Below are 26,216 nucleotides of genomic sequence, written 5' to 3'. Positions count from 1 at the left end.
TCAGGCTTCAAAGCGAATGCTTCTAATATTTTACTCTAAGAAGTTTCGCAAATATAATATTACAAAACAAATATAATAAAATTTTTCTTATTGCGTATGAACGTGCGCAATCATTCTTCAAGTATTCTATTTTTTTGTTATATGATAGGGGTTAATAAAATTATATGTGAATTTATAACGAAAGAATGGCTAACACCTTGGCTTAATTCTAAAAAATCTCAAAGATCTTTTGCAGATCATCATAATGTAGAAGAAAGCATTGTAAGAAAAATAAAAACCCCCAAAGAGTATCGCATTCCTGTCGAAACACTTCACAAAATCTGCGAATCTAGAAATATATCTCTTTCTGATTTTTTTAAATTGGTAGAAAAGAAGTACGGAAAGTTTTTGAATGATGGTTACGAATACAAATAATTCTAAAACCACTAGTTTTATTCCCGTCACCGGTCATCCTCCTTTTCACAACAGGACAGAGCGTAAAGAATTAGTCCGGTGGACTAATTTAGTGAACGGGCCAGGTGGCGCACAGGCAAGAAATCCCAACTTCACAACAAAATAATCATACTTCACAACAAAAATTCTCCTTTTAGGCGAAAAAAATATACTTTAGAAGGAAATAAATAGCTCCGTTTTACGGAATCCAGTAAGGAATATTAAAATGGATTTGATTATTTGCGGGGAGAAATAAGATATATAAAACCTGTGTATATACAACCAAATTTTCGGGATAAGCAGTAAAAATATGGGGATATAAACAAGTTGGCAACTATTTGAAAAACGAAAACTATGACTGAATTTTTACAAGACATCGCACCTACTACAATCTCACTTGTTATAACAGGCTTGGTTAGTCTTGCTATCGGAATATATCTTGAAAAATTCAAAAACAGACTTACTTTCATAAAATACAATATTCTATTTCAACCATTGGCAACCTCAAATCAAAATGAATATTGGGGAAATATTGAAGTCTATTACAATGGACTGAAAACTAATCATTTGAATTTTATGACCATCATTCTCGAAAATGATAGTAATAAAGACTACCAAGATATTTTCATCGACATTTGGGTTGATAAAAATTCGTTTATAAAAGGGCAAAACGGATTTTATGTAGACTCAGGAAAATCAATTCCATTGGAAAAAAACCACTATAATGGACTAGTGGAAGTACTCAAGCAGAATACTGAAAACATTGAAAAAAAGAAAGAAGACCCGACTCATATTACCCCAGTAAAACTTGAAAATGACATTGAATATTTCCAAACAAATTCTAAGTTCTACCTACCTGTATTTAATCGAAAATCTGAAATTAAATTTAACATCCTAGCAGAAAACGATAACGCACAACAACCAAATATTGGAATTGACATAAAACATAAAGGACTGAAATTAATCAAAGAAAATGACAAATATGATGAGGACAAAAAACTCGGCATAGGAATGATTACTTACGGACTGATTATTTTTGTCCTAACCACCATTCTACTATCATATTATTTTCCTGAATCCTTAAAACCAATAGTGATATTGGGAATAGTTGGGTTTTTAAACTTGATATTCGGATTATTTATTTATCGCCTTTTTCAATTTATAAAGAATTATTTGAAATAAAAACAGTTGCCAACACCCTATAAAATTAATTGCTAGTGCAAGCCTACTTACGAAAATCCTCGCGGATTTTCTATTCGGTTTGTATTTGCTAAATTAGGTGCTTGAACACGCAACTAATCTTATACAAACACGGTAGCAATTAAAAAACACATGGACGAAAAAGAAAATATAGAACAAGTATTCGATTATATCAGCCTAGCGGACACTCTGAAATGGCCCTTAGTTATAGTGATTTTGATTTTGATTTTCAGGAAACCGCTTGTTGACTTAATAAATAGAGTGACAAAGGTTGGTTATGGAAACAAATCACTTGAAGCAAAACAGCAAGCCACAGCGACTGAAAAGAAAACAGAAGAAGTTTCTCATATCGATCGTGTAGTTGGAATTTTTCGACCTGAAACAATAGATACTTTCAAAGATGCCGTTGCTAATGAAACTGAAGTTCAGTCATTAAAGACACAAGAAGAAAAAATAGAGAGGTTGACTAATTATGGTTGCCTGCTATATATTATGAGGCACTTTGACATTGTATATAATGACATATTTGGTTCCCAAATAAGGATTTTAGAACATATCAATTCTCACGCTGGACAGACAAGAGAATCAGTCAAATTCTTCTACGAGAATGCCAAAAAGAACAATCCAAAGTTTTATGAAAATTATAGCTATGAGCAATATCTCGACTTTCTCTTCAGCTACACTCTTCTAAGGGAGGACAATAATATTTTGAATATCACAATCCTCGGAGTAGATTTTCTTAAGTATTTGACCGAATCAAATAAAGACGTTAATAAGTGGAATTAAAATAAAAAACTGCTACCAATAGCTAAGCGTTCGTGTGGTCGGAACGGCCAAACATGAACCCCACTCCTGCGAGTTTTTAATTCGTGGCGATATCAGTAAGCAAGATAAATGCTATATAAAACTTTCAATTCTAACCTGACTCCCGACTTTCCCCTTTTCACAACAGGGCCGAGTGTTAAAAAAAAGGTACAGTGTACTTTTTTAGCGATGGAGCCAGGTGGCGCGCAGGCAAGAAATTCCAACCTCACAACAAAATAATCATACTTCACAACATTAATTCTGCTATTAAGAGAAAAAAACATACTTTAGAAGGAAATAAATAGTCCCGTTTTACGGAATCCCGTATGGAATATTAAAATGGATTTGATTATTTGCGGGGAGGAGTAAAAGATATAAAACTTACAGATATCCTGACTTGTTAAATGGGGGTGGTGAATTAGAGTTATGTATATAAACGAGTTGTGCATCAGCATAAACAAAAACAGTACTGACATTGAGGAACTTTAATACAGATAAAAAATGAAAAAAAGTGGACTAGTTTCTTGCTTGATTATTGGGGTATTTTTATTTCTTACCTCTTGTGCAACTTCAATGTCGCCAGTTCAAGTAAACAATACCTTGCCGACACTAACTAAATCAAAGTTCATTTCGCAGGCACAAGCAGAAGAACTTGTAAAAACAAATAAGTGTAAATATTTGACTAAAGGGAGGAATTATGTTGCTCCTATTGGATTTACTGTAAAAGATGATTTAAAGAATGGTGCTAAAGGAATAGATGAATGGGTAGAATTAGATGGAGGTAATGCATATGTACTTACCAGTTACAAATGGATTACTGTAAATGATGATGGAGCAACTCAACTCCATATAGATTTTGATACAATGTTATGTGAGTGACGAGAAGATTTTAAACCCCGTTGAATTAAATGAATTTTCAGATTTTAATTTTACTAATTGTTGTAATAGCAATACCTGTGTTTAACCGTTTGCTGTTTGAGACGAAACGTAAACGCAGACGTGAATATTATAGGAATGTATATCTTAAATCAGGCGAATGGAAGCGTAAACGATACGTAGTGCTTAAACGAGATAATTGGCGTTGCGTATACTGTGGAGCACGTGCAACCCAAGTTCACCATAAAAGATATGCAAAAAAGAACATTGGAAAGGAACCAATAAAATGGCTTGTTTCAGTTTGCAAGTCTTGTCATGACGCCAAACATCGTTAACTAAGATAAAGTACTAATAATGCCGAACGTCCCTGCTTTACGGAATCCCGTATGAAATATTAAAATGGATTTGGTTATTTGCGGAGAGAAGTAAAACAGATAAAACCTGTGCATATCCAGCCAAATTATTGGGATAAACAGTAATAATATGGGGATATAAACAAGTTGTGTTTAATCCAGAGAAACATTCTGCTAAATGAAAATTGGAAGAAATGATATTTGCCCATGTGGGAGTGGATTAAAATACAAAAAGTGCTGTATGAAAAATGATTCAACATCAGATGTTCCCCAAAAGGAATTCTCGGTAGATGAAATCATATCATTTCTGGAAATGGGCTTTAAAAATATTAATTCCGTTAACAGTGAGGTTTCAAATATTTCTGTAAAGCAAATTAAGTTACTTAATGGAAAAACATTAGAATGTCAATTTTATGCAGAAGCGGAGAATTCAATAGATATTAAAGCTGAGATTAGTTCTGTAATGGGAGCTCTTCATGGTTTTTTTAAGGATGATTCATTCAAGAATATTCGACTTGATTATTATGCTGTTAGAGCATACGATAAATCAGATATTGAAATAATGTACGCTATTTCATCAAAGGAATCTGCGGCTTTGATTGGGAATGGGAAAGCAATTGATTGGATGAAATCTACAATATTTCAAGAAAATACAGAAGATTACAGATTAGCAATTGCTAAACGACAAATTTCTGATATTGAAAATGCACTAAGGAAAGTTATTATAGATAGATTGTCATCAAAGCACGGTCCAGATTGGTTTAAATTATCATTAGGCAAGAAGCTCTTTGAAAATATCAAAGGAACTTATGAAAATCAATTTGGTGAAGAAATTGAAAATGGTAATGTTCTGATAGAGTATACATTTATTCTACAGTTAAAGAAAATAATCTTCACGAACTGGAAAGACTTTTCTGATTTATTTGCAAATAAGATTGAGTTTGAAAACTTTATTGGTGAGTTAAATGAGATTAGAAGAGAGGAAGCTCACAATCGAGATGTTTCTGTAATTCATTTGGATAGGCTTAAAATAATATATGAGTTTATGCTTCTTGGAATAACTGACAAATATCCAGGAATAATACCGACTTACTTAATAGATAACTGGAAAATACAATTAAAAGAAATTATGCTTCCAAAACCAGACTTACCATATTCTGATCCAGAGGTGCTTAACGAAACAAACCAGCAATTGAAGCTTACAAAATCGGTGACAAATCTTCAAGGTCTTATAAACCATATAAAAGATAAAGAAGAAAAAATTAAAAGTGTTGTTGTTCCTGTTCAAAAGAAAAAAACACATGATGAACTTTTGACGATTCTTTTAAATTATAGAATACTGCATGAAGAATTACTGGAAAGTGGAAAAACAGGCGTTTTGTCGATTGTAGAGAATAAACAAAAAGAGATAGATGAGTATAGAAAAAAATTACATGAATTCTCGGAAAGGTATGTATTTGAAGAGTCCTGATAATGAACTAAACACAACAAAAAATATAAGTCATTTGGCGGATAGTGCTAAATCTTGGAATGAGTACAATTAATAAAATATATAGCAGTTTGATAGAATGGAGCTTTGACATGCCAAACGCCCCATATTCAAACCGTTGGGCATAATTTAAACTAAATGATTGAAAGAATTCAGATAACTAATATTAAAGGTATAGGCAACAATACTGCTAATTCGACATATGAGTTTGAATTAAGACCAAACAAACCCAATATTTTAGTAGCACCAAATGGTTTTGGAAAAAGTTCATTGGCTACAGCATTTAATAGACTTCGTCCGACAAAAATTGTTTTAGAAAAAAACGATTTCTATCAAAAAGATGAAAATAATAAACCAGTTATTGAATTAACATTTTCAGACAATGGTGTTAACCAAACCACTTTAGTAGCTGATGAAAATTCAAATCAATTCAGACCAACTTTTGATTGGTTTGTAATAAACAACCAACTTTTTGCAAAGGCAAAAAAGAATAGAATAGGTGGAAATGTAATTGCTTCTGCATCTCTTGAAACACCACCTATAATTCTTATAAACTCAATACCCGAAAATATAAATTTTGAATATTCTGTAAACAATCAAAAAGCAGAATTTGGAGCAAATGGTAAAGTTTTAAGAAATATTTCTGCCTTATATCAAAACAAGAAATTTATAAAAAAGCTTAGTTCACATTTTTTAACATTGCAAAGGATTAATGGACAAACTTTCCAAAATAGAATTTCAGCTTTTATTGAAAGAGTTAATGCCCAAAATGATACAGCAGATAGATTAAGAGAATGGATTGACAACAATGAACTTGACTTTTTGAATGCAACTAATAATCTATCTAATCTCGCAAATTTTATATCTACTTTTGATTTAGGTTATGATACTGAAGCAGATAACTATCTAACAGCTATACAACTTTCTATAGATTTCAACAGAGACCAAAATCAATTTAAATCTGCTTGCAAGAGAAAAATATATGAGTTAGAGAAATCAAAATACAATAAAGTTTTTAAGGATTTTAATTCAAGTTGGCAAGATTTCAAACCAGTGGAAAAGGATGGGAAACTTATTATATCTGTACCAAAAACAGTTTTCATTTCTAATGGTCAAAGAGACGTTATGTGCTTTATAGCACTATTAAAAAAAGCAGAACTAAGTCTTGAAAAAGAAAATTGCATTCTGATTATCGATGAAGTTTTCGACTATTTGGATGATGCTAACCTAATTGCAGTTCAGTATTATATAACTCAATTAATTGAAAAAATGAAAAGCAAAGGAAAAAAGTTTTATCCTTTAATTTTAACTCACCTTAATCCTCTTTTCTTCAAAAACTTTACGTTTAGTAAGCAAAAAGTTCATTTTATTGATAAAAAAGAAGCCCAAATAAATCCCCATTTCAAAAAAATCTTACTTAATCGAGAAGATTCTACAATTGAAGATAATTTATCAAAATATCATTTACACTATCACTCAAATTCAATTAACATTCGACCAGAATTTGAAGCTTTAAATTTAAAGCCTACTTGGGGAGATTCTTCCGTTTTTGATGTATATTTAAGCGAAGAGTTCGAAAAATACACCAATGATGAGAAAGAGTATGACCCATTTGCTGTTTGTTGTTTCATCAGAAAAAAAGTTGAAAGATATGCTTACGACCAAATAGGTGATATCGATTTTAAGCAAGAATTTCTTCTCACACATAGAACATCAGAAAAACTTAAATATGCCGAAAGTAAAGGGATTGATATTCCCGAAACATATTATCTTTTAGGAATAATTTATAACGATGGAATGCACTACAAGAATAATGATGACGCTATTTCAGGCAAACTTGAGAATCTCACGATAAAGAAAATTATAAAAGAAATAAACTAAAAACTATGCCCAACAATGGTAACCGTTGCACAAGCCTATAATTAATAAAATATTGCCGTCCATAGCTGCCTTTTAAGGCAGTTTTGTTTTTTAACAGTATAGAATCTTGGAGTAATTAAGCGGCCTTAAAAACCATTTTATAAGATCCCCGCTCCCGCGAGTTTTTAACTTGTGGCGATATGGCAAGCAAGATAAATTCTATATAAAACTTTCAATTCTAACCTGACTTCGGATTTCCCCCTTTTCACAACAGGACAGAGCGTAAAGAAAATGTCCAGTGTACCTTTTTAGCGATGGAGCCAGCTGGCGCATGGGTAAGAAACCCCAAACCTCAACAAAAACTCTCCTTTTAGGCAGAAAAATATACTTTAGAAGGAAATAAATAGTCCCGTTTTACGGAATCCCGTATGGAATATTGAAATGAGTTTTATTATTTGCAGGGGAAACAAAAAGATATAAAGTCTACATATATCTCGACTTTTTATATAGATATACGGTATTAGAGTGCGTATATAATCAAGTTGCCACCAATGCATAAAATAAGAAACCATGAGATTTAGAAGAAAAGCCAAACTATTTCCCGGAGTATATCTGAACTTCAGCAAATCAGGTATCAGTACGACAATAGGAGTGCCCGGAGCAAGTATCAATCTTGGAAAACAGGGAGCATATTTAAACACAGGTATTCCTGGGACAGGAATTTATGACCGACAGAAAATCGGTGGAGGAAAGAAAGGTAAACAGACAACTCCATTAACCGACTCAGGAACACCTGTAGAAACGTATTCAAATGAAGAAATTGGAGCTATCAAGACAGACCATGCAGAAGCGACAACAACGGCAGGACTGCAAGAACTTAAGAAAACTCTACTTGATTGCTACCAAGAAAGGAACGACCTCAAAAAAGAGATAATCAAAGCGAAAAGCAAACTGACATTTGCAACAGTTTTAATGGTCTTCTCTTACATTCTCATATTTGGCTTTTTCATTAAGTGGTTCAAGGAGAACAAAAAAGACAAAAAGGAATATTTAGAGGACTTGAAAAAGCAGCTTGAAAACTGTTTCGTTAATATAGACATGGACGTTGACGAACAGTTTGACAAGAAATATCTCGCTTTACTTGAAAACTACAAAACATTACTGTCCTGTGAGAAAATATGGGATATAACATCCTCCGTTGCGGTTGACCAAAAAACAACACGTTCAGCCGCTTCAACAGCAGTTACTCGCAGACCAGTAAAATTTGGATTTGGAAACATAGATATCATTAAATCCAAGTATGACGCTTTACACTTTGAGAACGCTAACGGTGGAGACTTATACATCTATCCTGCATTTGTTGCCATTGTTGACGCTCACAAGAAATTCGGTCTTGTTGACATCAGAGAATTAGACTTTAATTTTCATGGACAGCGTTTCATAGAGGAGGAAAGGGTTCCAAAAGACGCTGCTGTTGTTGACAAAACATGGGCAAAAGTCAATAAGAATGGCACTCCTGACAAAAGGTTCAAGGACAACTATGAAATACCGATTTGCCAATACGGAGAAATCGAGCTGACAAGCAAGACAGGACTGAATGAAGCCTACTCTTTGAGCAGTTATGAAAAGTCGAAAAAGTTCGCACAGGCAATGATTCAATATCGAGAAATAATCAAATAAAAAAGCACATGGTGGCAACACACAATATAGCCAATAAGGGTTTCAGCAGTATACAAAGGTTTGTAGCCCGCTTCAAAGATTCGTGTACCCTGATAGGAAAAAATCCCGAAATCCCTTACTGGCCATATTGTCAACCGTTGCCCCCGCTCTCGCAAGTTTTTAACTCGTAGAGAGATGAATAGGTGAGAAGTCTGTAAGCCCACCATTCTCAATTCCACTACCCCCAATTTATCTGTCTAAACACTTGTTAAAAACACGATAATAACTTTTTGAAAAACAGGGTGGTATTGTTTTGGTTACGTAGTATTTTTATGATTTAACTAAATTTAACTGATTTAAACTGCCAAAGCAATTGGTGTGTTTGAAGTTGGATAATATGGAAAAATCCGAAGAAGAAATTAACGAGTGGAAAGAATATAGAAGGTCTATTCTTGAAGAAAAAAGCAAAAGTGATGATGATTTTGAAAAGTACATAACCTATATCTCTTCAGGAGCTTTGGGGTTAACCATGACATTTTTTGACAAAATTTCACCTTTAGAAAAGTCCATTAGTTTATGGATAATAGCAACCGGTTGGATTGCTTTAGCCATTACTTTATTTGTTAATCTTTTGTCTCATTACCTTTCCAGTCGATATAATGAAAAAACAGTTCAGGATTTAGATAGCAATATTTCCTATGAAAAACTATCGTGCAACATAGACAGACGAAATAATAAAATATCAATTTTAAACTTGGCTTCCATTATTTTATTGGGGCTAGGCATTCTTTTAATTCTAATTTTTTCGATTTTAAATTTAAGTAAACATGGCTAAAAAAGGCAATTCAAGACCGAAAACAAATCCATCAAATCCGGGACGGGATGGAGCAAATAAAGGACGAACGGTTCCAAAACCACCCCTTTCAAAACCGTCACAAACACCTCCAAAAAAATAGTAATGGCAAAGGGCAATAAACCTAAAGGGAAAAAAGGAAAGGCAGTGGGGCTTGGAAGAACTATTTCAAAGCCCCCTAAACATCCATCAACTCAATTTCAAGCATCTAAAACTCCTACATCGGAAAAGTCAAAGCCTAAGAAGTAAATGATTATGGACAATATTATTGAAAATCAAATATTAGAGTCGTTAAAAAACTTGCTTATTGCTATAATGACGCGGGTTAGGGTTGAGGAGAAAAAAGAAACGGTGGAATAATAGAAATATAATGCTACAGACTATAACAAAATTGATAGAAGATAATTTTTCAGCTTTAATAGGAGTCGTCGGTACTTTACTAGGGGTAGTCTTAGGGGCTTTACTAAATAGGATAGCAAGGCTGGGTAAAATAAAGGTGTTTGTCAACGAAGTAGATTATTCTTTTTTAAAAAGAAACTCGTCCGGAGGTTTCAAGTCCATGAACTCTATAACAAATGAAACTGAAAAGTTAGCTATAAGAGTTAAGTTGGATATATTTAATTCATCAGAATATTCAAGAAAGATAATGCGTGGCATCAAATTTCGTCCTTTTGAGAACGGGAAAGAATTAGTGATTAAGATGTACAATAATGAAGTGAACGATATAACCAATTTTGCTACGCAAACTGGAAAGCTTAGGGTCTTAAATTTAAACCCAAAGGAAATTAAAAGCTTTATTCTATCTGTCTCACTCGATAAAGACATTGAACGAATATATAATTCCAAATGGTTTTTAACTTATAAAAACACTAGCAACAAGGAAGTTAAAATCAAATTGGATAAATCGAAATAGTTAAAAAAATAGGTGATGCCAAAATGTAAACTTTGTTTAAAAGCAGAAGCCGATAAAAAAAATTCCCATATCATACCAAAATTCATGGGAGAAAGACTTTTTGAGGCTAAGCCAAGGCATGGTATTCAAATTGACATCACCGGGAAACAAAGCAAAATACAAAGTATCCCAAAAGAAGATTTTATTTTTTGTTCAAACTGTGAAAAACGATTTGAAAGACTTGAGACCTATTTTGCCAGGAAACTAACAAGCATACATAATTATACTAACGAGAAAGATAAATTCAAGGTTCACTCAGGTGGTGTCAACAGTATTTTGGAGTGTTTCAAAGTATCTTATAATGCGTTAAAACTATTTAATTACTCATTGGTTTGGAGGGCAAGCATATCAAATCATTTTCTGTTTGAAAAATATAAACTCCCAGAATCTTATGAAGAAAAATTAAGAGGGATACTGGATGCAAATTTATTTATTTCGCATTCAGGGTTAATAAATAACTTTAATGAAATACAAGACGATACAGGTTTAGATTCTTATTTTTTTAAGTGCAAGGTTAAAAACGAATTCTCAAGAGGTCCTTTTTCAACTTATCAAATAGGTGAAAATGCATTCGGGCTCTTTTTGGTTGATTTTATAGTTTACACTTATACAAATAAACAATCAATCCCAAAAGAGTTTGATATAATTTCAGACATTCAAGATGAAAATGCTTTAATCGTAATGGCAAGTGTGGAAAATTGGAGGGAAATAAATAATGAATCGATAAAAGATTTTAAGGAAGTTATAGCTAAACAACCAAATACACAGAAGTAAAACAATAAAGATAATGACAAACCCCTCGATAATGCGGATTTGCAGTCCGGGTATACGAGACCATTGTAGCACATTTAAAACTTACGAAATGAAAAAAATTATACCTTTATTCATCCTATTGATTTTGTTTAACTGCAAATCTAAAAATGAATTCGAAGGACAGTTTCTTTCAGCCATCGAAGTAACCGCTCTTAATGTAAATGAAAATCCTGTTGATTTTAATATTGGATACACAGTGGAATTTGAACAAGTGGAAAATCAAGATTGTTTGGTAGAATCAAAAGAGGAACTGAACTCTATGATAATTGAGCCAACTGTTAGAAGTGTAGTACGTGGTTTCATAGGTCAACTAGACAATAATGGAATTAAATTAATAGATAAAGAGGACATAAAAGGGAAAATCAACAAGGTATTGTCGGAAGGTGATATTTCGCTGAATACCGAAAAATTTATGGACTGCCCTTTAAAAATATCAATGTTTGCAATTACGCGAAGAAAATAAAACGTGCTACAATAATGGTAGTTGTTGCACAAGCCTGTAAATTTTAAAAATAATAAACATCCCATTTTACGGGACCTTACAAGGATACTTCCCATAAATTTGATTATTTTCGGGGAGGAATAAAAAGATATAAAGCCTGTTTATATCTCGATTTTTAATAGGGGTATGTTGGGTTATTACACATAAAAATAATTAAAACAAGAACAATAAGTGAGACAAATTTACGGTAGATTAACAAGTGAACTTTACAAGCATACTACTCCAAAAGATGTTGGTAAAGATGCAGGGTTTCCAGTAAATAATTACCGAGAATTAGTCGAACAAGTTGCAAAACTCTCATATTTGAATAAAGACCATTTACTTTTCTTTCGAGGTCAGAAAAATGACTATAGGAACAAAGCAAATAAATCTACTTTTTATCCAACTATATATCGTGGGGAACATTTAACACAGCAAGAATTAGATTATCGATTTGATAAATTATATAGTGCAAGTAAAATATTAGTTGATCTTTTTAAGAAGCATAAAGTTGATGGGTTAGCAGAATTTCGAAGAAAAAAGCTCATTCAATGGAGTGTTTTACAACATTATGAGGTAACCGAGACCCCGTTGATTGATATTACTCAATCATTGCGTGTGGCCTGCTCTTTTGCTCAATACAAAAACGACCAGGAGACTGCATTTGTATACGTTCTTGGTTTACCATATTACTCAAATAGAATCTCAACTAATTCAGAACACGATTTAGTTAATATTAGGCTTTTAAGTATTACGCCACCGCAAGCATTAAGACCTTACTTTCAAGAAGGTTTTTTAGTAGGTACTGACGACATTACAAACGAATACGAATACAAAGGAGAGCTTGATTTAAATAGCCGCTTAATCGCAAAAATTGAAATTCCTAACAATGATAGTTTTTGGGGTAAAGATTTTGACAGGATACCAGAAAATGCACTTTATCCTAAAAACGACAGAATCGAGGAAATTTGTAAAGAGATAGAATTAGAATTACGTTCAGAAATAGCTCCAGCCAATTTAGGCACATTCTTGCAATTATGGACTGAGTTAGAACAAGAGATTTTAAGAAAAGCACGTAAACATAAAAGGGAAGTTCACAATGTTAGAAATGCTATAAATGCACTAATGAGAAATGAAGAGGAGCAATATGGATTACTCAAAGAGTTTGACTATATGAGAATGTTTAGAAATAGTGTTGTTCATAAACCAACAACTATTTCAAATCAAGAATTAATGAGAAATATTGAGATTTTGCAACAATTAAATAAAGAAATAAAATAAAAGCCCATAACACGATGTATAGTGTATACCCTGCGGGATATGCACCATACACAAACCGTTGTGCTTAATACCAAAAAAATGTGGACAAGATTTCATATTGAATGTAATAATTGTGAAAAGGTTACTAACCTTAGAGTCCAAATACCCGAAAAAGAAAAGCTTCCTATTAGCTTTGAATGTCCAAATTGCTCATCCTTACTAAATTCAGAACTGACTGTTGACTTTAAAAAGGCATCGTGGGATTTCAAAGTAATTAAAGGAAATCTTATCAACGGAGAATTTGACAAAGGAGATTATTTTTATGAGTTTAGTGATACTCTGCCAACGGAAAAACCAAGTACAACACCACATAAAACTCATATGGCTACTATGCGTATGCCACCTAGAAAGTTAGAAAAATTAAAACAAGTAAAAGACCAAAGAAAATTCCACAATGATGAAGATTGGGAAAATTTTCAAGATTTAAATAAGGCATACGCTAATTGGAACAAACCGCTAATAGTAAAATTATCAAAGAGAATTATTGGAAAAACACATCCTTCAAAAATCTTTGATTGTAAACACGATTTAGACTATCAACAATTATATTTTCTTGTTCTTAATTTTCTTGTATATCCTTGGATAGATTTTGAAAATCACACACAATTTGTAGAATGGCTAAACGATAAGGTTTTTAATGAAGAATACATCAATAATACAGACTTCAAAACTATTTACTTAGACATAGTAACAGAAGAAGAAATAAATAAATTAAGAAGTGAAATCAGTTTATTAAATATTCAATTTTCAAAGATTAAAGATAATTTATATTATGCATATAATAAAGAGACAACTAGTGATAGTTTTGCTGGAACACAAGAATTCAATAAAATTAAAAGCTTTTACTGTGATTGCTTTGAATTTATTGGAAGAACAAGTCATATAATCTTCAGATTACAAAACTTATTTGAGAGAGGTAATCAAAATAATATACCTGCCGGAACACCGAGAAATGTAACTGATGCATCAACTTTTCAAGCATTAAATCACGGAAATAGACTTGATATTTTAATTCTTTCTAGTGACCCTATTCCAAAAGATTTATATGTTAACTCATTTGATAATAAACTGCGCAATGGAATTAATCATTTTAAAACGAAAGTAGATAGTAATACACAGATTATCAGTTACTACCCAATAACTCGTAGACCTGATGAAGAATACCAAATAAAGTATATAGATTTTTTAAATAAAACACTTGACATTTATAATTCTGTTTTGAAAATTGGTCAATTAATTAAAACGTTTAAAGTGTGTCAAGTTGCCAGGCCAAGAACATAAAAAGTACTAAGCACCCGCTCCGCAAAGTCTCCCGACTTTGCGGGTCAACATTCCAACAAACCCAATAAAACAAATTTCCAATCTTTAATTTTAAACCTTAAAGAGGTTTTGTTTTCTTATTATAATCACTATTTAACAAGATAAAATAACTTCTTCACAGAAAATTAACATTATATACTATATATTTATATCCTATAACTATAAAATATAATATATTATGAGTCAAACTTATGAAACCGGCCATGCCATAAATGTGGCCAACCTACAGAAAATGATTGAACAAATTTCTGTATTTGGAGCGTACAACCCCGCAGTAGAGGTGTTAAAAACGGAAAACCTCAAACAATTGTACACCAAGGCAACGGAAGTCTTAAACAAGGTGGAGGAAAAACGCGCTACCAACAAAAAAGCCATTCACGCCAGACAGGACGCCTATGAAGACCTAAGGCCAACCACCACAAGGATCATCAACCAACTGGACATCCTGAACCTTTCCGAAGGAGATTTTGCCCAGGCCAAGTCCTTAAACAACCTGATTCAGGGCAAAAGGCAGATAAAGAAGGACAGCGAAGAGGAAATAGAGGTGGAGACCGTCACGATTTCGACTTCCCGTCAATCCTTTACACAATTAGCAGACAATTTTTCAAAATTGATACAACTGTTGGAAAACATACCCAACTACAATCCCAATATAGAAGAGCTAAAATTGGAAGAAGTAAAAAACTATCAAACAGCCATGGTGGAAAGCACCAAAGCCGTAGACCAAACCGAAGCCGAGCTCAACGCCGCACTTATAGAGCGAAACGAGTTGTTGTATGCCGAGGACACCGGCCTGTACGACATCGCCTTGGATGTAAAAAAATACGTCAAAAGTGTCTATGGCGCCACCGCCCCGGAGTATACCAAAGTCTCCGGGATAAAAGCAAACATTTGCTGCTAAAACCAAAAGCATGGGCTATCAAAACACCCCGTCTCACCTCAGTTCCTGAGCTGAGCCACCCCTCTTCCTCTGAAGAGGGGAGCCAGCTGGCGCGCGGGCAAATTGAGAAGGCTGTTGCCCTACACGAATACATCATTATGCCAATCGCAATTCGTCCGTACTTTTTTAATAAAAAGTGGAGATTTTTAAAACAAATAAATTACCTTTACCATTCGTGTAACAATAGACCCCATTTTTTAGGGTCTGTTGAAACATAAAAGGTAATGGCAAAAAGCACCTACATATCAGAAAGTTTAAACGAAAACCAAATTGGGCTATTAAAGTATTTGGAAGATTATGAAATCTTATACTTTAATTTAAAGGACTTGGCTTCACAGCTTCCTGAAAAGCTAGCCAACAACGTTAATGAGTTGGTAGAAAACCTTTACCAAAAAGAATTATTAGTACGTATAGAGCGAGGGGTGTATGCTAAACCTAATTATAACAATGTAAACGTATTGGCAACTTTTATAAGCCAGAACAGTAGTATTGCCTATTGGTCCGCTTTATACTATCACGGGCTAACAGAACGATTTCCTAATACAATATTTGTAAAAACCACACAACGCAAAAGGGAGACACAAATATTGGGTTCTACCATAAAATTTGTAAGTGTAAAATCAACTAAAAATATAGGTGCTATTCAGGAAGGATACGGTGACGACAGCTTTTCCATAACCGATATGGAAATGACCTTGGTAGATTGTTTTGACCAACCTCGTTATGCAGGTGGTTTTGCAGACTTAATAAAGGCTTTCGCTACATCCAAACTAACCAATAATAAACTAATAGAATACACAAAATCCTATAATAATATAGCCCTGATAAAACGGATGGGGTATTTAGCAACCTTATTTCATAAAGAAAAACTACAAAGTTTTATTAATTATGCAAAAACACAGGTAAATAAGCGATACAACTTAATAGATGCAGGGGGTATAGAAAAAGGTGAGTTTGTAAGCGAATGGAAATTACGCTTAAACACAAGTAAAGAAAACCTATTACAAATGGCACAAAATGAATATTAGATGATTCTACAAAAAGAGATTGTAAAAAAAGCTCAAGAATGGAAAGTGCCACCGGATACGGTAGATAAAGACTATGTGTTGGGGCATTTTCTATCGGTTTTTGTAGCACATTACAAAGACGATTTGGTGTTTAAAGGCGGAACGTGTCTACGCAAATGCTATATGGAAAACTATCGGTTTTCAGAAGACTTGGATTTTACGGCTTTGGATAAAAATTTTGTATTAGACCAAAAGACGCTGCAAAGCATAGCCAGAATTACCGAAGCTAATACGGGAATACAATTTAGTGTAGATAAAATCAAACCCTTAACATTTCAGGATGAACCCAAAGGGTTTCAGGTTTACATAAAATATTGGGGAGCCAATCATTCAAAAAACCAACGCCCATTGCCACCCGATCGTTGGCATACCAAAATAAAACTCGAAGTCAGTACTGATGAGATGTTGTTGCTGGACACAGAGGCGCTGTCAATTATGCATCCGTATTCTGATGAGTTAACAGGCAATCAAAAAGGGAATTGTTATAGCATTACCGAAGTGGTAGCAGAAAAATTAAGGGCATTAAAACAACGGTCATACACAGCCCCAAGAGATTTTTACGACCTTTACCATTTAACAAAAAAGTTTACCAAAGAAGACTGGCAAACGGTTCTTCCTATTTTCCTTAAAAAAATGGAACGTAAAAATCTGGCGTATCAATCCCCAGAGGATTTAATAGATGAATCTAAATTAATAAACGTAAAACGAGCGTGGAAAACCAGTGTAGCACATCAAATTACAGAAGGTGATCAACCAGAGGCAGATGAGATTATAGGAACAGTAGCAAAACAGATTAAAACATATTTACCCAATGGCAAATAATTTTATTGTAAATAAAAGTCCATAAAAACTTTGAGTGGATTTGGAATTAATAAAAAAAGAAAAAGAACAAATACACCCCAAACAACCACAACAGGCGTAGCATCCGTTTAAAAGGGTATGATTATTCAGAGGCAGGCGAGCTGGTGTGTGAGGTAAAGCAATCTATAAATAAACAATAAAGCAAAAAACACAGCTCCTCCCTTTAGATAGGACGGAGCGTAAAAAAATAACCCGGTGGGTTATTTTAGCGACGGGCCAGATGGCTGGCGGGCGAATTGAAGCAGATTTCCGAATAGGTAAGAATTGTATGAAGACGGAGGGCCTGTCCTGACCGAAGCGTCAGGGTTCTGAAAACCCAAGCCACGGGGATAAAAGCAAACATTTGCTACTAAAACCAAAAAGCATGGGCTATCAAAACACCCCTTTCTCCGCCGTTGGCGGATTCATTCCCCTCCCTGCCTTTGCCGGCAGGCAGGTTCGTCTAAAGAGGAGGGCCGAGCGTTAAGAAACAGTCCGGTGGACTGTTTTAGTGAAGGAGCCAGCCGGCGCGAGGGCAAATACCTCAAATCAAAAAAAACATTTCCACTCCAATCCGGTTTTTTAATCAGTGCTTCCCCATAAATAAAAACCATCATCCCTTCAGGAATCCTCTTTTTCTTATTAATTTTAATGAGATACAGAGTTTTATGAAGAAATTAAGTCTTTTAGCTGTTGTTTTTATTTTGTTTTCCTGTCAAAAGGGAGATAAGGAAATAACATATCCTGAAGTAGTAGAACGATTGACAGATCTCAAAACCTTGGCTACACTACCTGAGCCCGGTGAAGAGAGTGCTATGTGGTCCAGTTATGACCGCAAAAGTAAAATTGATCCCAAAACAGGGGAATTTTTGAATTGGGAAGCCAATAATGACGGATTTCAACCCCAATATATTCGAAAAGAAGGAGACAATGAGGTTCTGGCAGAAATGGAAGGCCCCGGAGCAATAGTCCGGATTTGGTCTGCAAGTCCGCGGGATGGCAAAGTGAAAATATATATTGATGGTAAGGAACAACCATTAATAGACCAGCCCTTTATAGATTATTTTAAACCAAGTATTTCCGCTTTCGATTTCCCAGAACTGGTATACGAAACCAATGCCAGGGGCTTTAATAATTATATCCCTATCACCTATCAAAAATCTTGTAAGATAGTGGCCGAACCGGGATGGGGTCAGTACTATCACTTTAATTATATCAGTTTTCCCGAGGGTACTAAAGTAGGATCATTTGACCCAAACCCCGATGAGGCCGATAAAGGAGCTTTGGAAAAAGTAAATAAGATGTTTGCTGAAAACATGGGAGAATTACCGTATAAAACTGAAGGTGAAACAACCCGAATTTCGGAAACCGTTGCTGCCGGAGAGAAAAAGCAAATGTTTAAACGTAATGGTGCCGGAGCTATTTCTTCCCTAAAGGTGAGGGTGAATATTAATGACAGTACAAAACTGGAAGAGATTTTAAGAAAGGCTGTCCTGCAAATAAAATGGGATGGAGAAGAGGAAGCCGCAGTATGGTCACCATTAGGTGATTTTTTTGGGACATCCCCCGGGTGGAATGAGTACAGAACTTTGCCAATGGGAATGACTGCTGAATGGATGTACAGTTACTGGTATATGCCTTTTGCCGATGGCGCCGAGATCCTGATCCACAATGAATATGAAGAAGCTCTGGATATAGAAATGGAAATTGTACATGAAGCTTTGGAGGAGACCGAAAACCTTGGTAGGTTCCACGCCAAATGGCATCGTGACCTTGAACCTTTAGAGAAAGAACGTTGGCCGGACTGGACTCTACTGGAAACAAAAGGAAAAGGAAGGTATGTGGGAACCCACTTACTGGTTTGGAGTCCAAAAGGTGGAAGCTGCACATTAGGAGGTCCGGGACATTACTGGTGGGGTGAAGGTGATGAAAAATTCTTTATAGATGGGGAAGATTTCCCTTCAACCTTTGGAACCGGCACGGAAGATTATTTTGGATATGCCTGGTGTATTCCATCTGTTTTTGAACACGCTTTTCACAGTCAGACCCAGGACAATGATAATATGGGATATCAACCTGTAAACCGCTGGCATATTATTGATAATATTCCTTTCCAAAAATCATTTGATGGATATTTGGAGAAATATTTCCCTAATCATTGGCCCACCCAGTATGCAACTGTGGTATATTGGTATCTGGAACCCGGTGGGACCGATCCCCTTGGAATAGTTCCTGTGGAGGAAAGATATGGCTACGAAACCCCCTATGAAGTTTATCGTGAAGAGGACGTCGTCGAGGGGGAGAGCCTAAAAATCAAAGAAAACTCCGGAGGCTGGGCTTCTACCAATACCTGGGCCCATGAAGACCTTTTTAAAGAAGTTAGCGGACACAAGGTTTTAGTATGGAATGCCAAGCCTCAAAAAGAGAACGAATTAAACCTCGGATTTGAATGGCCGGAAGAGGGAAGTTATCTGGTGGAAGCCAACATTATCAAATCGAAAAATGGAGGAAGGTTCCATTTCATATTAAACAAAAAGGAACTGGGCAAACTTAATTTCCAGGCAGATAAAGATCCCGGAATTACAGAAAAAGTAACCTTAGGAGTGGTAGAAATAAGTCCGGGCCTTCAAAACCTAAAAATCGAATGGATAGGAACGGCTGATGAAGGGAAAAACATGAAATTGGATTATATAAAGTTGGTGAAACAATAATGCAACATTTTATATCCTTTTAAAGGAGTTGTGAGGATGAGTGAAATGCTAGGGTTTCCATTAGTTACAAACTGGCAGTGGCTGGGATTTTTCACAACCTCTACTAGATAATTAAAAGCGCATCATTATATAATAGAAACATTATTCAATGCCTAAGAGTTCAAGGATAAAAAAATGCAAACGGAGTAAAAGGCTCCAATGTCCTCGCCTATTTGGTCAACTCAAAATCAAAGAATCCAACCCACTGGAGCCTTTATTTATCCATATTGCTATTTGAGTTATTCTTTAGACTAAAGATACCCTTTCATTTATTACAAACAAACAGCAAAGTAATATTCGATGCGAATTAAGATGTATTTGATATGTTTAAAGATATTTTCGTAAAGAAACCATAAGAATTTAAAGGACTAGAGCTGCCCCCCCATGTTTAATCTAAAGAGTTCCTCGACCCCGATAGCTATCTGGATGCCTCGAGGATAGTCAGTTTCAAGAAATTTTAATAGATTAATTAAACGGTCTGAAGTCTTCTCTATCTACCCTTTCAATCTTATCAAACTCTTTATATTCCATTTTGGATTTTCTATAATCCAGCCACATCATACAAAGTATTACCAATAAAATGACTGATATCAAACCCTCAAGAAAAATCAATATGTTCATACCTTCTGAAATTCTTTAGTTAGTGCTCCTTTATTTTTTAGACACAGAATACAAGAAATGGTCACATATGATTTCTAATATTAAACTCATTTATCAATTTTAGTTTCATGCTATTGACTGTCAGAATTGCCATAAATTGGTTTTTATAAACAATGATATTATAATCTCCACTGAATTATGATAGCAGGGAAACCAAAAGAATTCATAAAGGAATCTATAGCAGAGAAAGGAATACAATAACCATCAACACAATAAGCAAGTGGTGAAAAGTAGATGGTGGCTGATTTTTTCATATATGACAGTATTTACGTATTAATTAATATGAATAAACATGAGATACCATATATAAAAGAGAGATATATAGACACATACGAGAAGGGGTAAAATTACACTTAACAGGAATTTTTCGAAAGTCAAAAGACATTAAAATTATTTGTTTCCTCTTTTATAAATTTTCTACTGAGGATATTTTTTTTACTTTAAAACTCCTTTTTTATACAAATAGTTGTATCTTTAGCTATGGATACTCGCTTTAAATGGCCAACCTATGCTGATCCGGTATAAAACATACAGACTTATTTTCCAAATATTTATAGGAAATTCTTTATTATTATTGGGAATTGTAGGTATTTATGAAAATTTTAATACTTTTTTGATTTATGGATGTATACTTGCCGGTCTTTATTTTCAGATAAATTTTATTTTTGAGAGCACTTCCTTGTATTTGACTATAGAAAATGGCCTTCTAATTAAAAATTCCATCCTGTCCCCTAAAATGATTGCACTTCATGAAATCATCGAGGTCAAAAAATCAAGAGGAAGATATATTTTAAAAACAGCTAAAGAAAAATTATACATCCGGACAACGCTGATTAATCAAGAATCCATGGAGGAACTGGATAGTTACTTGGGTATGATCAACACAAAGTTTTATAAAAAGAAAACACCTTCAGAAGAAAAACCTATAGGTTGGTTAGATATCTTAACCAGTATCGTTATTTGACAACGATCGTATAGTGCTTAAAGCTATTGAAACCATATTTATTATTCAATCTAAAGAATTCTTCGAGGCTCTGCCTCGGGGTTTGCTTCGCCAGTTCGCTTTGCTCGTATCCGAATTCACCACTTCCGCCTAAGCTGGGTGGGGCAAAATAATACAGCACATGAACTTATAGTGCCCATGTGCTGTAAAGTTTGGGAGTGGGGCCATTTCTTATAATAAAGATTTTTTGAGTATTTATTTTTAAGTAGTTGTCGAAAAAGAGGCTGTCTAAAAAGCCCTTGGTGAATTTGATATGTCACCCTGAGCAATGTCATCCTGAGCTCCTGTGCTGAACATGGCTTCAGTATGCCGAAGGGCTGTACTTAGCAATGTCATCCTGAGCTTGTCGAAGGATTGACGAAGTATCGAAGGGCTGCAGTGAACCTCTTGTTCAGATGCAAAATGGTTAAAATGGATTTTCTATCCAATCCTAACGTAATATTCGTAAGGGATTATGTAACAATCGATAGGTGAAGACCCTATTTACAAAAAAGATGTCTATAAAACCTACAGCTATGTTTTTATAAAATAACCTGAGTTCCTATGTTAAAATCCATAGTAGTTTAGTTAATCGAGAAGGTGCATTTATATACAGGCATGCTCATAATGTTCCCGAATATATCGTAGTTGTGGCTAAATATTACTTTACACTCTCACCATAGAGCGGGTATATGTAATTTCAGGACTAGTTTTGTGGATTGTGATATGACCTGTTTTATTTGGCTTAGGTCAAATTGTATCACCTATTTATGAAGTTAATGTATTTGTAAATGGGCATGTTTTCAATTCATAAAACCTTTTTATGAAACCTTAAATTTATATAAAGATGAGAAAATTACTATTAATTATTATGGCCTTTATGGGAGTTGTATTTGTTTCCAGGGCACAGGAAGGGTTTAGTGTAAAAGCAGGTTACAACTCAGTGAATATTGACGTGGATGGTTTTGGGTCGGAAAGTGAAGGAGGGTTATTTGTTGGAGCCGGTTACAATTTTGTTTTGGATGATAAATTTGATATTGAGCCGTCCCTTCTTTATAGTTTTGTTGATGACCTCAATGCGATATATATTCCTGTGATGGGCAAGTATAAAGTTTCTGAAAAGTTCAATATCCAGGCAGGTCCACAAGTTAACTGGATAGTTGAAGATGGTGAGGGTGATGGGAAGTTTGGGATAGATTTGGCCGCCGGAGCAGGCTTTAATATCACAGAACAGTTCTTTGCCGAGGCACGTTACGGCTTTGAGATTATCCGGGATATTGATAATGTTAATATAAACACCTTTACTATTGGTTTAGGCTACCGCTTTCTGTAAAAATATTATAAACAGGAATCATATTAATCAAATTATGATATGATTTTTTATAGCTAATTAAGAACACTTTAAATTACTTCTTAATGTTAAAGTGGACAGTCTAAGGGTTCAAGAAAAAATTATGCCCTCTGTAGGAGGGTTTCTTGAACCCTTTTAAAATTTTTGGGATATACACTAATAGCGTCCAAAACGTTTTTATTGAATTTTTTAAACATACTGAATCTGCTGAGGTTTTGATGAAATTTCAACGTTTGTGGTTTGGTTCGGGCCTACGATAAAAATATTGAAAATCAAGGAAGCAGCGGTGGGTTAAAGATAAAAATCTGTTTGAGTTCCGCCCGAAGGCGGAATGAGTTATTTTTATCTGTGGCTGGGGATTCCGTAGTATTTTCTTATGTTTTTATCGTCAGCCTAGATTTTTTTGGTTCGTTTTTTCATCAATGGAAAAAATGAACAGATAAAAATTTATTTAGGACAGAATTGGTTATACACTTAAAATTTATGGTTAATTATAGATGGATAATAGTAGTTTCTTTACGACTTTGCGAGAGGTATGCATTTATTATTTCTCTCAAGACTAACTTTTTTCAACTGTAGGCTGATATCTAAAGCATCAATAAAGTTTAAATACAATCTTCTTGCACTTTTGATTATCAAGTCTTTAGTAAGTGGGGCTTGCTCTTTTCCATGGATTCTTACAATTCATATGATACCACCTCCGATATCCGGATATAGACGGTCTGTCAATTAACAACCCTTGTTTTCTGTTTAAGTTTTTTTGATTGAGGCGAAAAACTTCTATGCACCGGCTGGCTCCATCGCTAGAGGGTGTCTAAAAAGACTTGAAAACCTTTGTCACACTGAGTACTTCGATAAACTCAGTACAGGCTCTGTCGAAGTGTAATGTAATGCGAAAATCAAATCGTCTTCGACATACTGAAGCTATGTTCAGCACAGGAGCTCAGACTGACAATATGTGCAAAAAAGTCTTTTTAGACACCCTCTTTACGCTCCGGGTGGCACACAGAAAGAGTAGAAGTAGATGATTTTAATGAAGAATGAACAATCTTAATTGAAGACTTACTTCTACCTCTCAACCTCAAAACCCAACAACCAACAACCAACAACCAACAACCAACAACCAACAACCAACAACCAACAACTAACAACCAACAACCAATAACCAATAACCATTATTTAAAAAATCCATCCGTTTGTTTCATTGTTTATACCGTTTGTTACATAGTGGATGAAACACAGCTAAAGTTGATGTAGTTTTATTATGGTCCCTGATTTTGGTTTTTTCAGGTTTAATGCCTGTTCATTACGAATCTAAAACGATCAATTATGTTAAAAAAATTACTATTACTGTTTGTGTTATTGTTGGGCTGGGTTGCTTCTGTGCAAGCCCAGGGAAGTTTAGAACATTGGTTGGCGCCTATTTCCAGATCCGATACTACTGATGATCGGGGAGAGGTAAATATCACAAACCTAAATACAACCGACGCTACGGTACAAATATTTAGAGGAACCGATTTAACCGCCATCACTACACTTACAGTTCCTGCGGGACAAAGGATTACACATGATCTTGGGGGAGTAGGTAATAATGATATGATTACCGAGGATGCTTCTCTGGGAAATGTAACAGCTGATCGGGGATACCATCTTGTATCCGATCTTCCTGTTTCAGTAGATTACCGTCAACTTTTCCTTTCTGGAAACTGGATGGACATAGTGGTATCTAAAGGTGCAAATGCCTTGGGGGGAAGCTTCCGGGTGGCTGTCCATGACCTGATGCGAGATGGGCAGAACCGAAGTGATTTTGCTTCTATTATGGCCACGGTTGACGGTACTACCATCAATGTATCCGGATTTACGACAGGACGTACCATTATCGGGGTTAATGGAGGAAATACGATCCCTGTAGGTCATGTGGAGACCATCACGTTGGATAGAGGGGAAACATATACTATGCTTACCACGGGTACTACCACGGGGCTTACCGGAAGTGATATTGGAATGCTTGGGGCGCTTGTAGAAGCCGATCAGGATATAGTATTGACCACAGGGGTGAACCATGGTCGTGCAACTGATACAGATACTGCTTACGATCTTTTTGCTGATCAGGCCATCCCGGTTTCTCAAATAGGGACAGAACATGTAATCAACAAGTCGGAAGCAACAGGGACAACTGGGGAATATGTTTACATTTATGCCCATACCAATAACACCTTTGTTTTTGTCAACGGCGAGGTGTCTCCTATTGCCGATTTGGAAGCAGGGGAATATATTAAGTTGGACCAATCAAACTTCACGTCAAGCGACAACATGTATGTCCGTACCACTAATCCGGCATATGTGTATCAGGTTTCATCCGATACTAGTGCTTCTCCGGAAATGGGATGGTGGGTTGTTCCTCCGTTTCTCTGTACGGTACCAAGAAAGGTATTGATTCCTAATGTGGACGAGATTAGAGGTTCCGCCTTTACTGCAGCATTACATATCACAACCCGTTCTGATGCCGAGTTATTTATCAACGGCGCCCCTTTACAGGATTATTTGACGGCGGGAACCATTACCAATTATGGTACCAACGATATCAACGGGCATCATATAGACGGAACAGAAAACTATGTTACTTATAAGTTAAGGGGAACTGCCATAACGGGAGATATTTTGGTAGAGTCCACCCGGGACCTGTATTGCGGTATAAATGGTTGGGAAAATTTTCGTGGAAGCTATGGCGGTTTTTATTCGGGCTTCACCCCGACGATCAACCTTCGCATCGACGATGCGGCCTGTCTGCCGCAGGTATTGGACGTCGGTGACGACCTTTTCGACGGTTACCGCTGGTTCCGCAACAACGTACAGATCGAGGGTGCGGACGGCCCGACCTATGCGGTGACGGACGGTGGCGACTATTACGTGATCGGCGACATCGGCGGCTGCGAGTCGGTCCAGTCGAACACGGTAACGGTGGACGCGGTGCCTGTCCCGGAGGGGGAGGGCCGCCAGGACTTCTGTGCGGAGGACGGCCCGACGCTTTCGGACCTTTCGGTGGAGGAGCTGATCGCCCCCGGGGCGGACTACGAGCTGGTGTGGTACGACCACCAGACGGAGGAGGACAGCGTACTGCCGGACCCTGGCAACCGTTTGGCGCCGGGGACGGCCCTGGCGCACGACACGTGGTACTACGGGGCCTATGTGGAGCTGGACTCCGGGGGCAACG

Annotated in this window: 22 protein-coding genes; all 22 read left to right on the top strand. The window is 35.6% G+C overall.

The genetic code is table 11. The annotated features are described in order from the left end of the window. Positions 1 to 96 precede the first annotated feature (96 nt). Positions 97 to 414 (top strand): transcriptional regulator, encoded by a 318-nt coding sequence (locus tag OOZ15_RS14030; protein WP_265957057.1) that lies wholly within the window; start codon positions 97 to 99, stop codon positions 412 to 414. A 372-nt stretch (positions 415 to 786) separates the two neighbouring features. Continuing rightward, positions 787 to 1,614, top strand: a complete 828-nt coding sequence (locus tag OOZ15_RS14025; protein ID WP_265957056.1) for a hypothetical protein — start codon at positions 787 to 789, stop codon at positions 1,612 to 1,614. Between the two features lie 150 nt (positions 1,615 to 1,764). Continuing rightward, positions 1,765 to 2,418, top strand: a complete 654-nt coding sequence (locus OOZ15_RS14020; protein WP_265957055.1) for a hypothetical protein — start codon at positions 1,765 to 1,767, stop codon at positions 2,416 to 2,418. 519 nt (positions 2,419 to 2,937) lie between these two features. Further along, positions 2,938 to 3,315: a substrate-binding domain-containing protein gene (locus OOZ15_RS14015; protein ID WP_265957054.1), complete on the top strand. Its 378-nt coding sequence runs from the start codon at positions 2,938 to 2,940 to the stop codon at positions 3,313 to 3,315. A 29-nt stretch (positions 3,316 to 3,344) separates the two neighbouring features. Continuing rightward, positions 3,345 to 3,647 (top strand): HNH endonuclease, encoded by a 303-nt coding sequence (locus OOZ15_RS20455; protein ID WP_416337323.1) that lies wholly within the window; start codon positions 3,345 to 3,347, stop codon positions 3,645 to 3,647. A gap of 196 nt (positions 3,648 to 3,843) precedes the next feature. Next, entirely contained in the window at positions 3,844 to 5,136 is a 1,293-nt protein-coding gene (locus tag OOZ15_RS14010; protein WP_265957053.1) for an SEC-C metal-binding domain-containing protein, read from the top strand. 156 nt (positions 5,137 to 5,292) lie between these two features. Next, positions 5,293 to 7,035, top strand: a complete 1,743-nt coding sequence (locus OOZ15_RS14005) for a hypothetical protein (protein ID WP_265957052.1) — start codon at positions 5,293 to 5,295, stop codon at positions 7,033 to 7,035. Positions 7,036 to 7,584: 549 nt separating this feature from the next. Continuing rightward, positions 7,585 to 8,694 carry a DUF4236 domain-containing protein gene (locus OOZ15_RS14000; protein ID WP_265957051.1) on the top strand — a complete coding sequence of 370 codons (1,110 nt, stop codon included), beginning with the start codon at positions 7,585 to 7,587 and terminating at the stop codon, positions 8,692 to 8,694. A 376-nt stretch (positions 8,695 to 9,070) separates the two neighbouring features. Continuing rightward, positions 9,071 to 9,508, top strand: coding sequence for a hypothetical protein (locus tag OOZ15_RS13995; RefSeq protein ID WP_265957050.1), 438 nt, complete (start codon positions 9,071 to 9,073; stop codon positions 9,506 to 9,508). A gap of 123 nt (positions 9,509 to 9,631) precedes the next feature. After that, a complete protein-coding gene (locus OOZ15_RS13990; protein WP_265957049.1) occupies positions 9,632 to 9,775 on the top strand; it encodes a hypothetical protein in 144 nt (47 codons plus the stop codon). Positions 9,776 to 9,917: 142 nt separating this feature from the next. Next, positions 9,918 to 10,439, top strand: coding sequence for a hypothetical protein (locus tag OOZ15_RS13985; protein ID WP_265957048.1), 522 nt, complete (start codon positions 9,918 to 9,920; stop codon positions 10,437 to 10,439). A 15-nt stretch (positions 10,440 to 10,454) separates the two neighbouring features. Then, complete coding sequence (locus OOZ15_RS13980; RefSeq protein WP_265957047.1) at positions 10,455 to 11,252, top strand: hypothetical protein; 798 nt, start codon at positions 10,455 to 10,457, stop codon at positions 11,250 to 11,252. Positions 11,253 to 11,340: 88 nt separating this feature from the next. Beyond that, positions 11,341 to 11,754 (top strand): hypothetical protein, encoded by a 414-nt coding sequence (locus tag OOZ15_RS13975; protein ID WP_265957046.1) that lies wholly within the window; start codon positions 11,341 to 11,343, stop codon positions 11,752 to 11,754. A 210-nt stretch (positions 11,755 to 11,964) separates the two neighbouring features. Further along, positions 11,965 to 13,053, top strand: a complete 1,089-nt coding sequence (locus OOZ15_RS13970; protein WP_265957045.1) for an FRG domain-containing protein — start codon at positions 11,965 to 11,967, stop codon at positions 13,051 to 13,053. A 39-nt stretch (positions 13,054 to 13,092) separates the two neighbouring features. Next, on the top strand, positions 13,093 to 14,373 hold the full coding sequence (locus tag OOZ15_RS13965) for a hypothetical protein (protein WP_265957044.1): 1,281 nt from the start codon (positions 13,093 to 13,095) through the stop codon (positions 14,371 to 14,373). A 217-nt stretch (positions 14,374 to 14,590) separates the two neighbouring features. After that, a complete protein-coding gene (locus tag OOZ15_RS13960; protein WP_265957043.1) occupies positions 14,591 to 15,313 on the top strand; it encodes a glycosyltransferase family protein in 723 nt (240 codons plus the stop codon). Positions 15,314 to 15,576: 263 nt separating this feature from the next. After that, the gene (locus OOZ15_RS13955) at positions 15,577 to 16,380 is read left to right on the top strand and encodes a type IV toxin-antitoxin system AbiEi family antitoxin domain-containing protein (protein ID WP_265957042.1); all 804 of its coding nucleotides are present in this window, start codon (positions 15,577 to 15,579) and stop codon (positions 16,378 to 16,380) included. After that, positions 16,381 to 17,241 (top strand): nucleotidyl transferase AbiEii/AbiGii toxin family protein, encoded by an 861-nt coding sequence (locus tag OOZ15_RS13950; protein WP_265957041.1) that lies wholly within the window; start codon positions 16,381 to 16,383, stop codon positions 17,239 to 17,241. A 686-nt stretch (positions 17,242 to 17,927) separates the two neighbouring features. Then, positions 17,928 to 19,970 (top strand): glycoside hydrolase family 172 protein, encoded by a 2,043-nt coding sequence (locus OOZ15_RS13945; RefSeq protein WP_265957040.1) that lies wholly within the window; start codon positions 17,928 to 17,930, stop codon positions 19,968 to 19,970. 1,207 nt (positions 19,971 to 21,177) lie between these two features. After that, complete coding sequence (locus OOZ15_RS13940) at positions 21,178 to 21,633, top strand: hypothetical protein (protein WP_265957039.1); 456 nt, start codon at positions 21,178 to 21,180, stop codon at positions 21,631 to 21,633. Between the two features lie 865 nt (positions 21,634 to 22,498). Beyond that, a complete protein-coding gene (locus OOZ15_RS13935) occupies positions 22,499 to 22,984 on the top strand; it encodes a porin family protein (protein ID WP_265957038.1) in 486 nt (161 codons plus the stop codon). Positions 22,985 to 24,331: 1,347 nt separating this feature from the next. Next, on the top strand, positions 24,332 to 26,216 hold a 1,885-nt coding region (locus OOZ15_RS13930), incomplete at its 3' end, for an IgGFc-binding protein (protein WP_265957037.1).

Origin of the sequence: Galbibacter kalidii (assembly GCF_026241135.1) — a bacterium.
Classification (GTDB): Bacteria; Bacteroidota; Bacteroidia; order Flavobacteriales; family Flavobacteriaceae; genus Galbibacter.
This window is presented reverse-complemented; position numbering and strand designations above follow the sequence as displayed.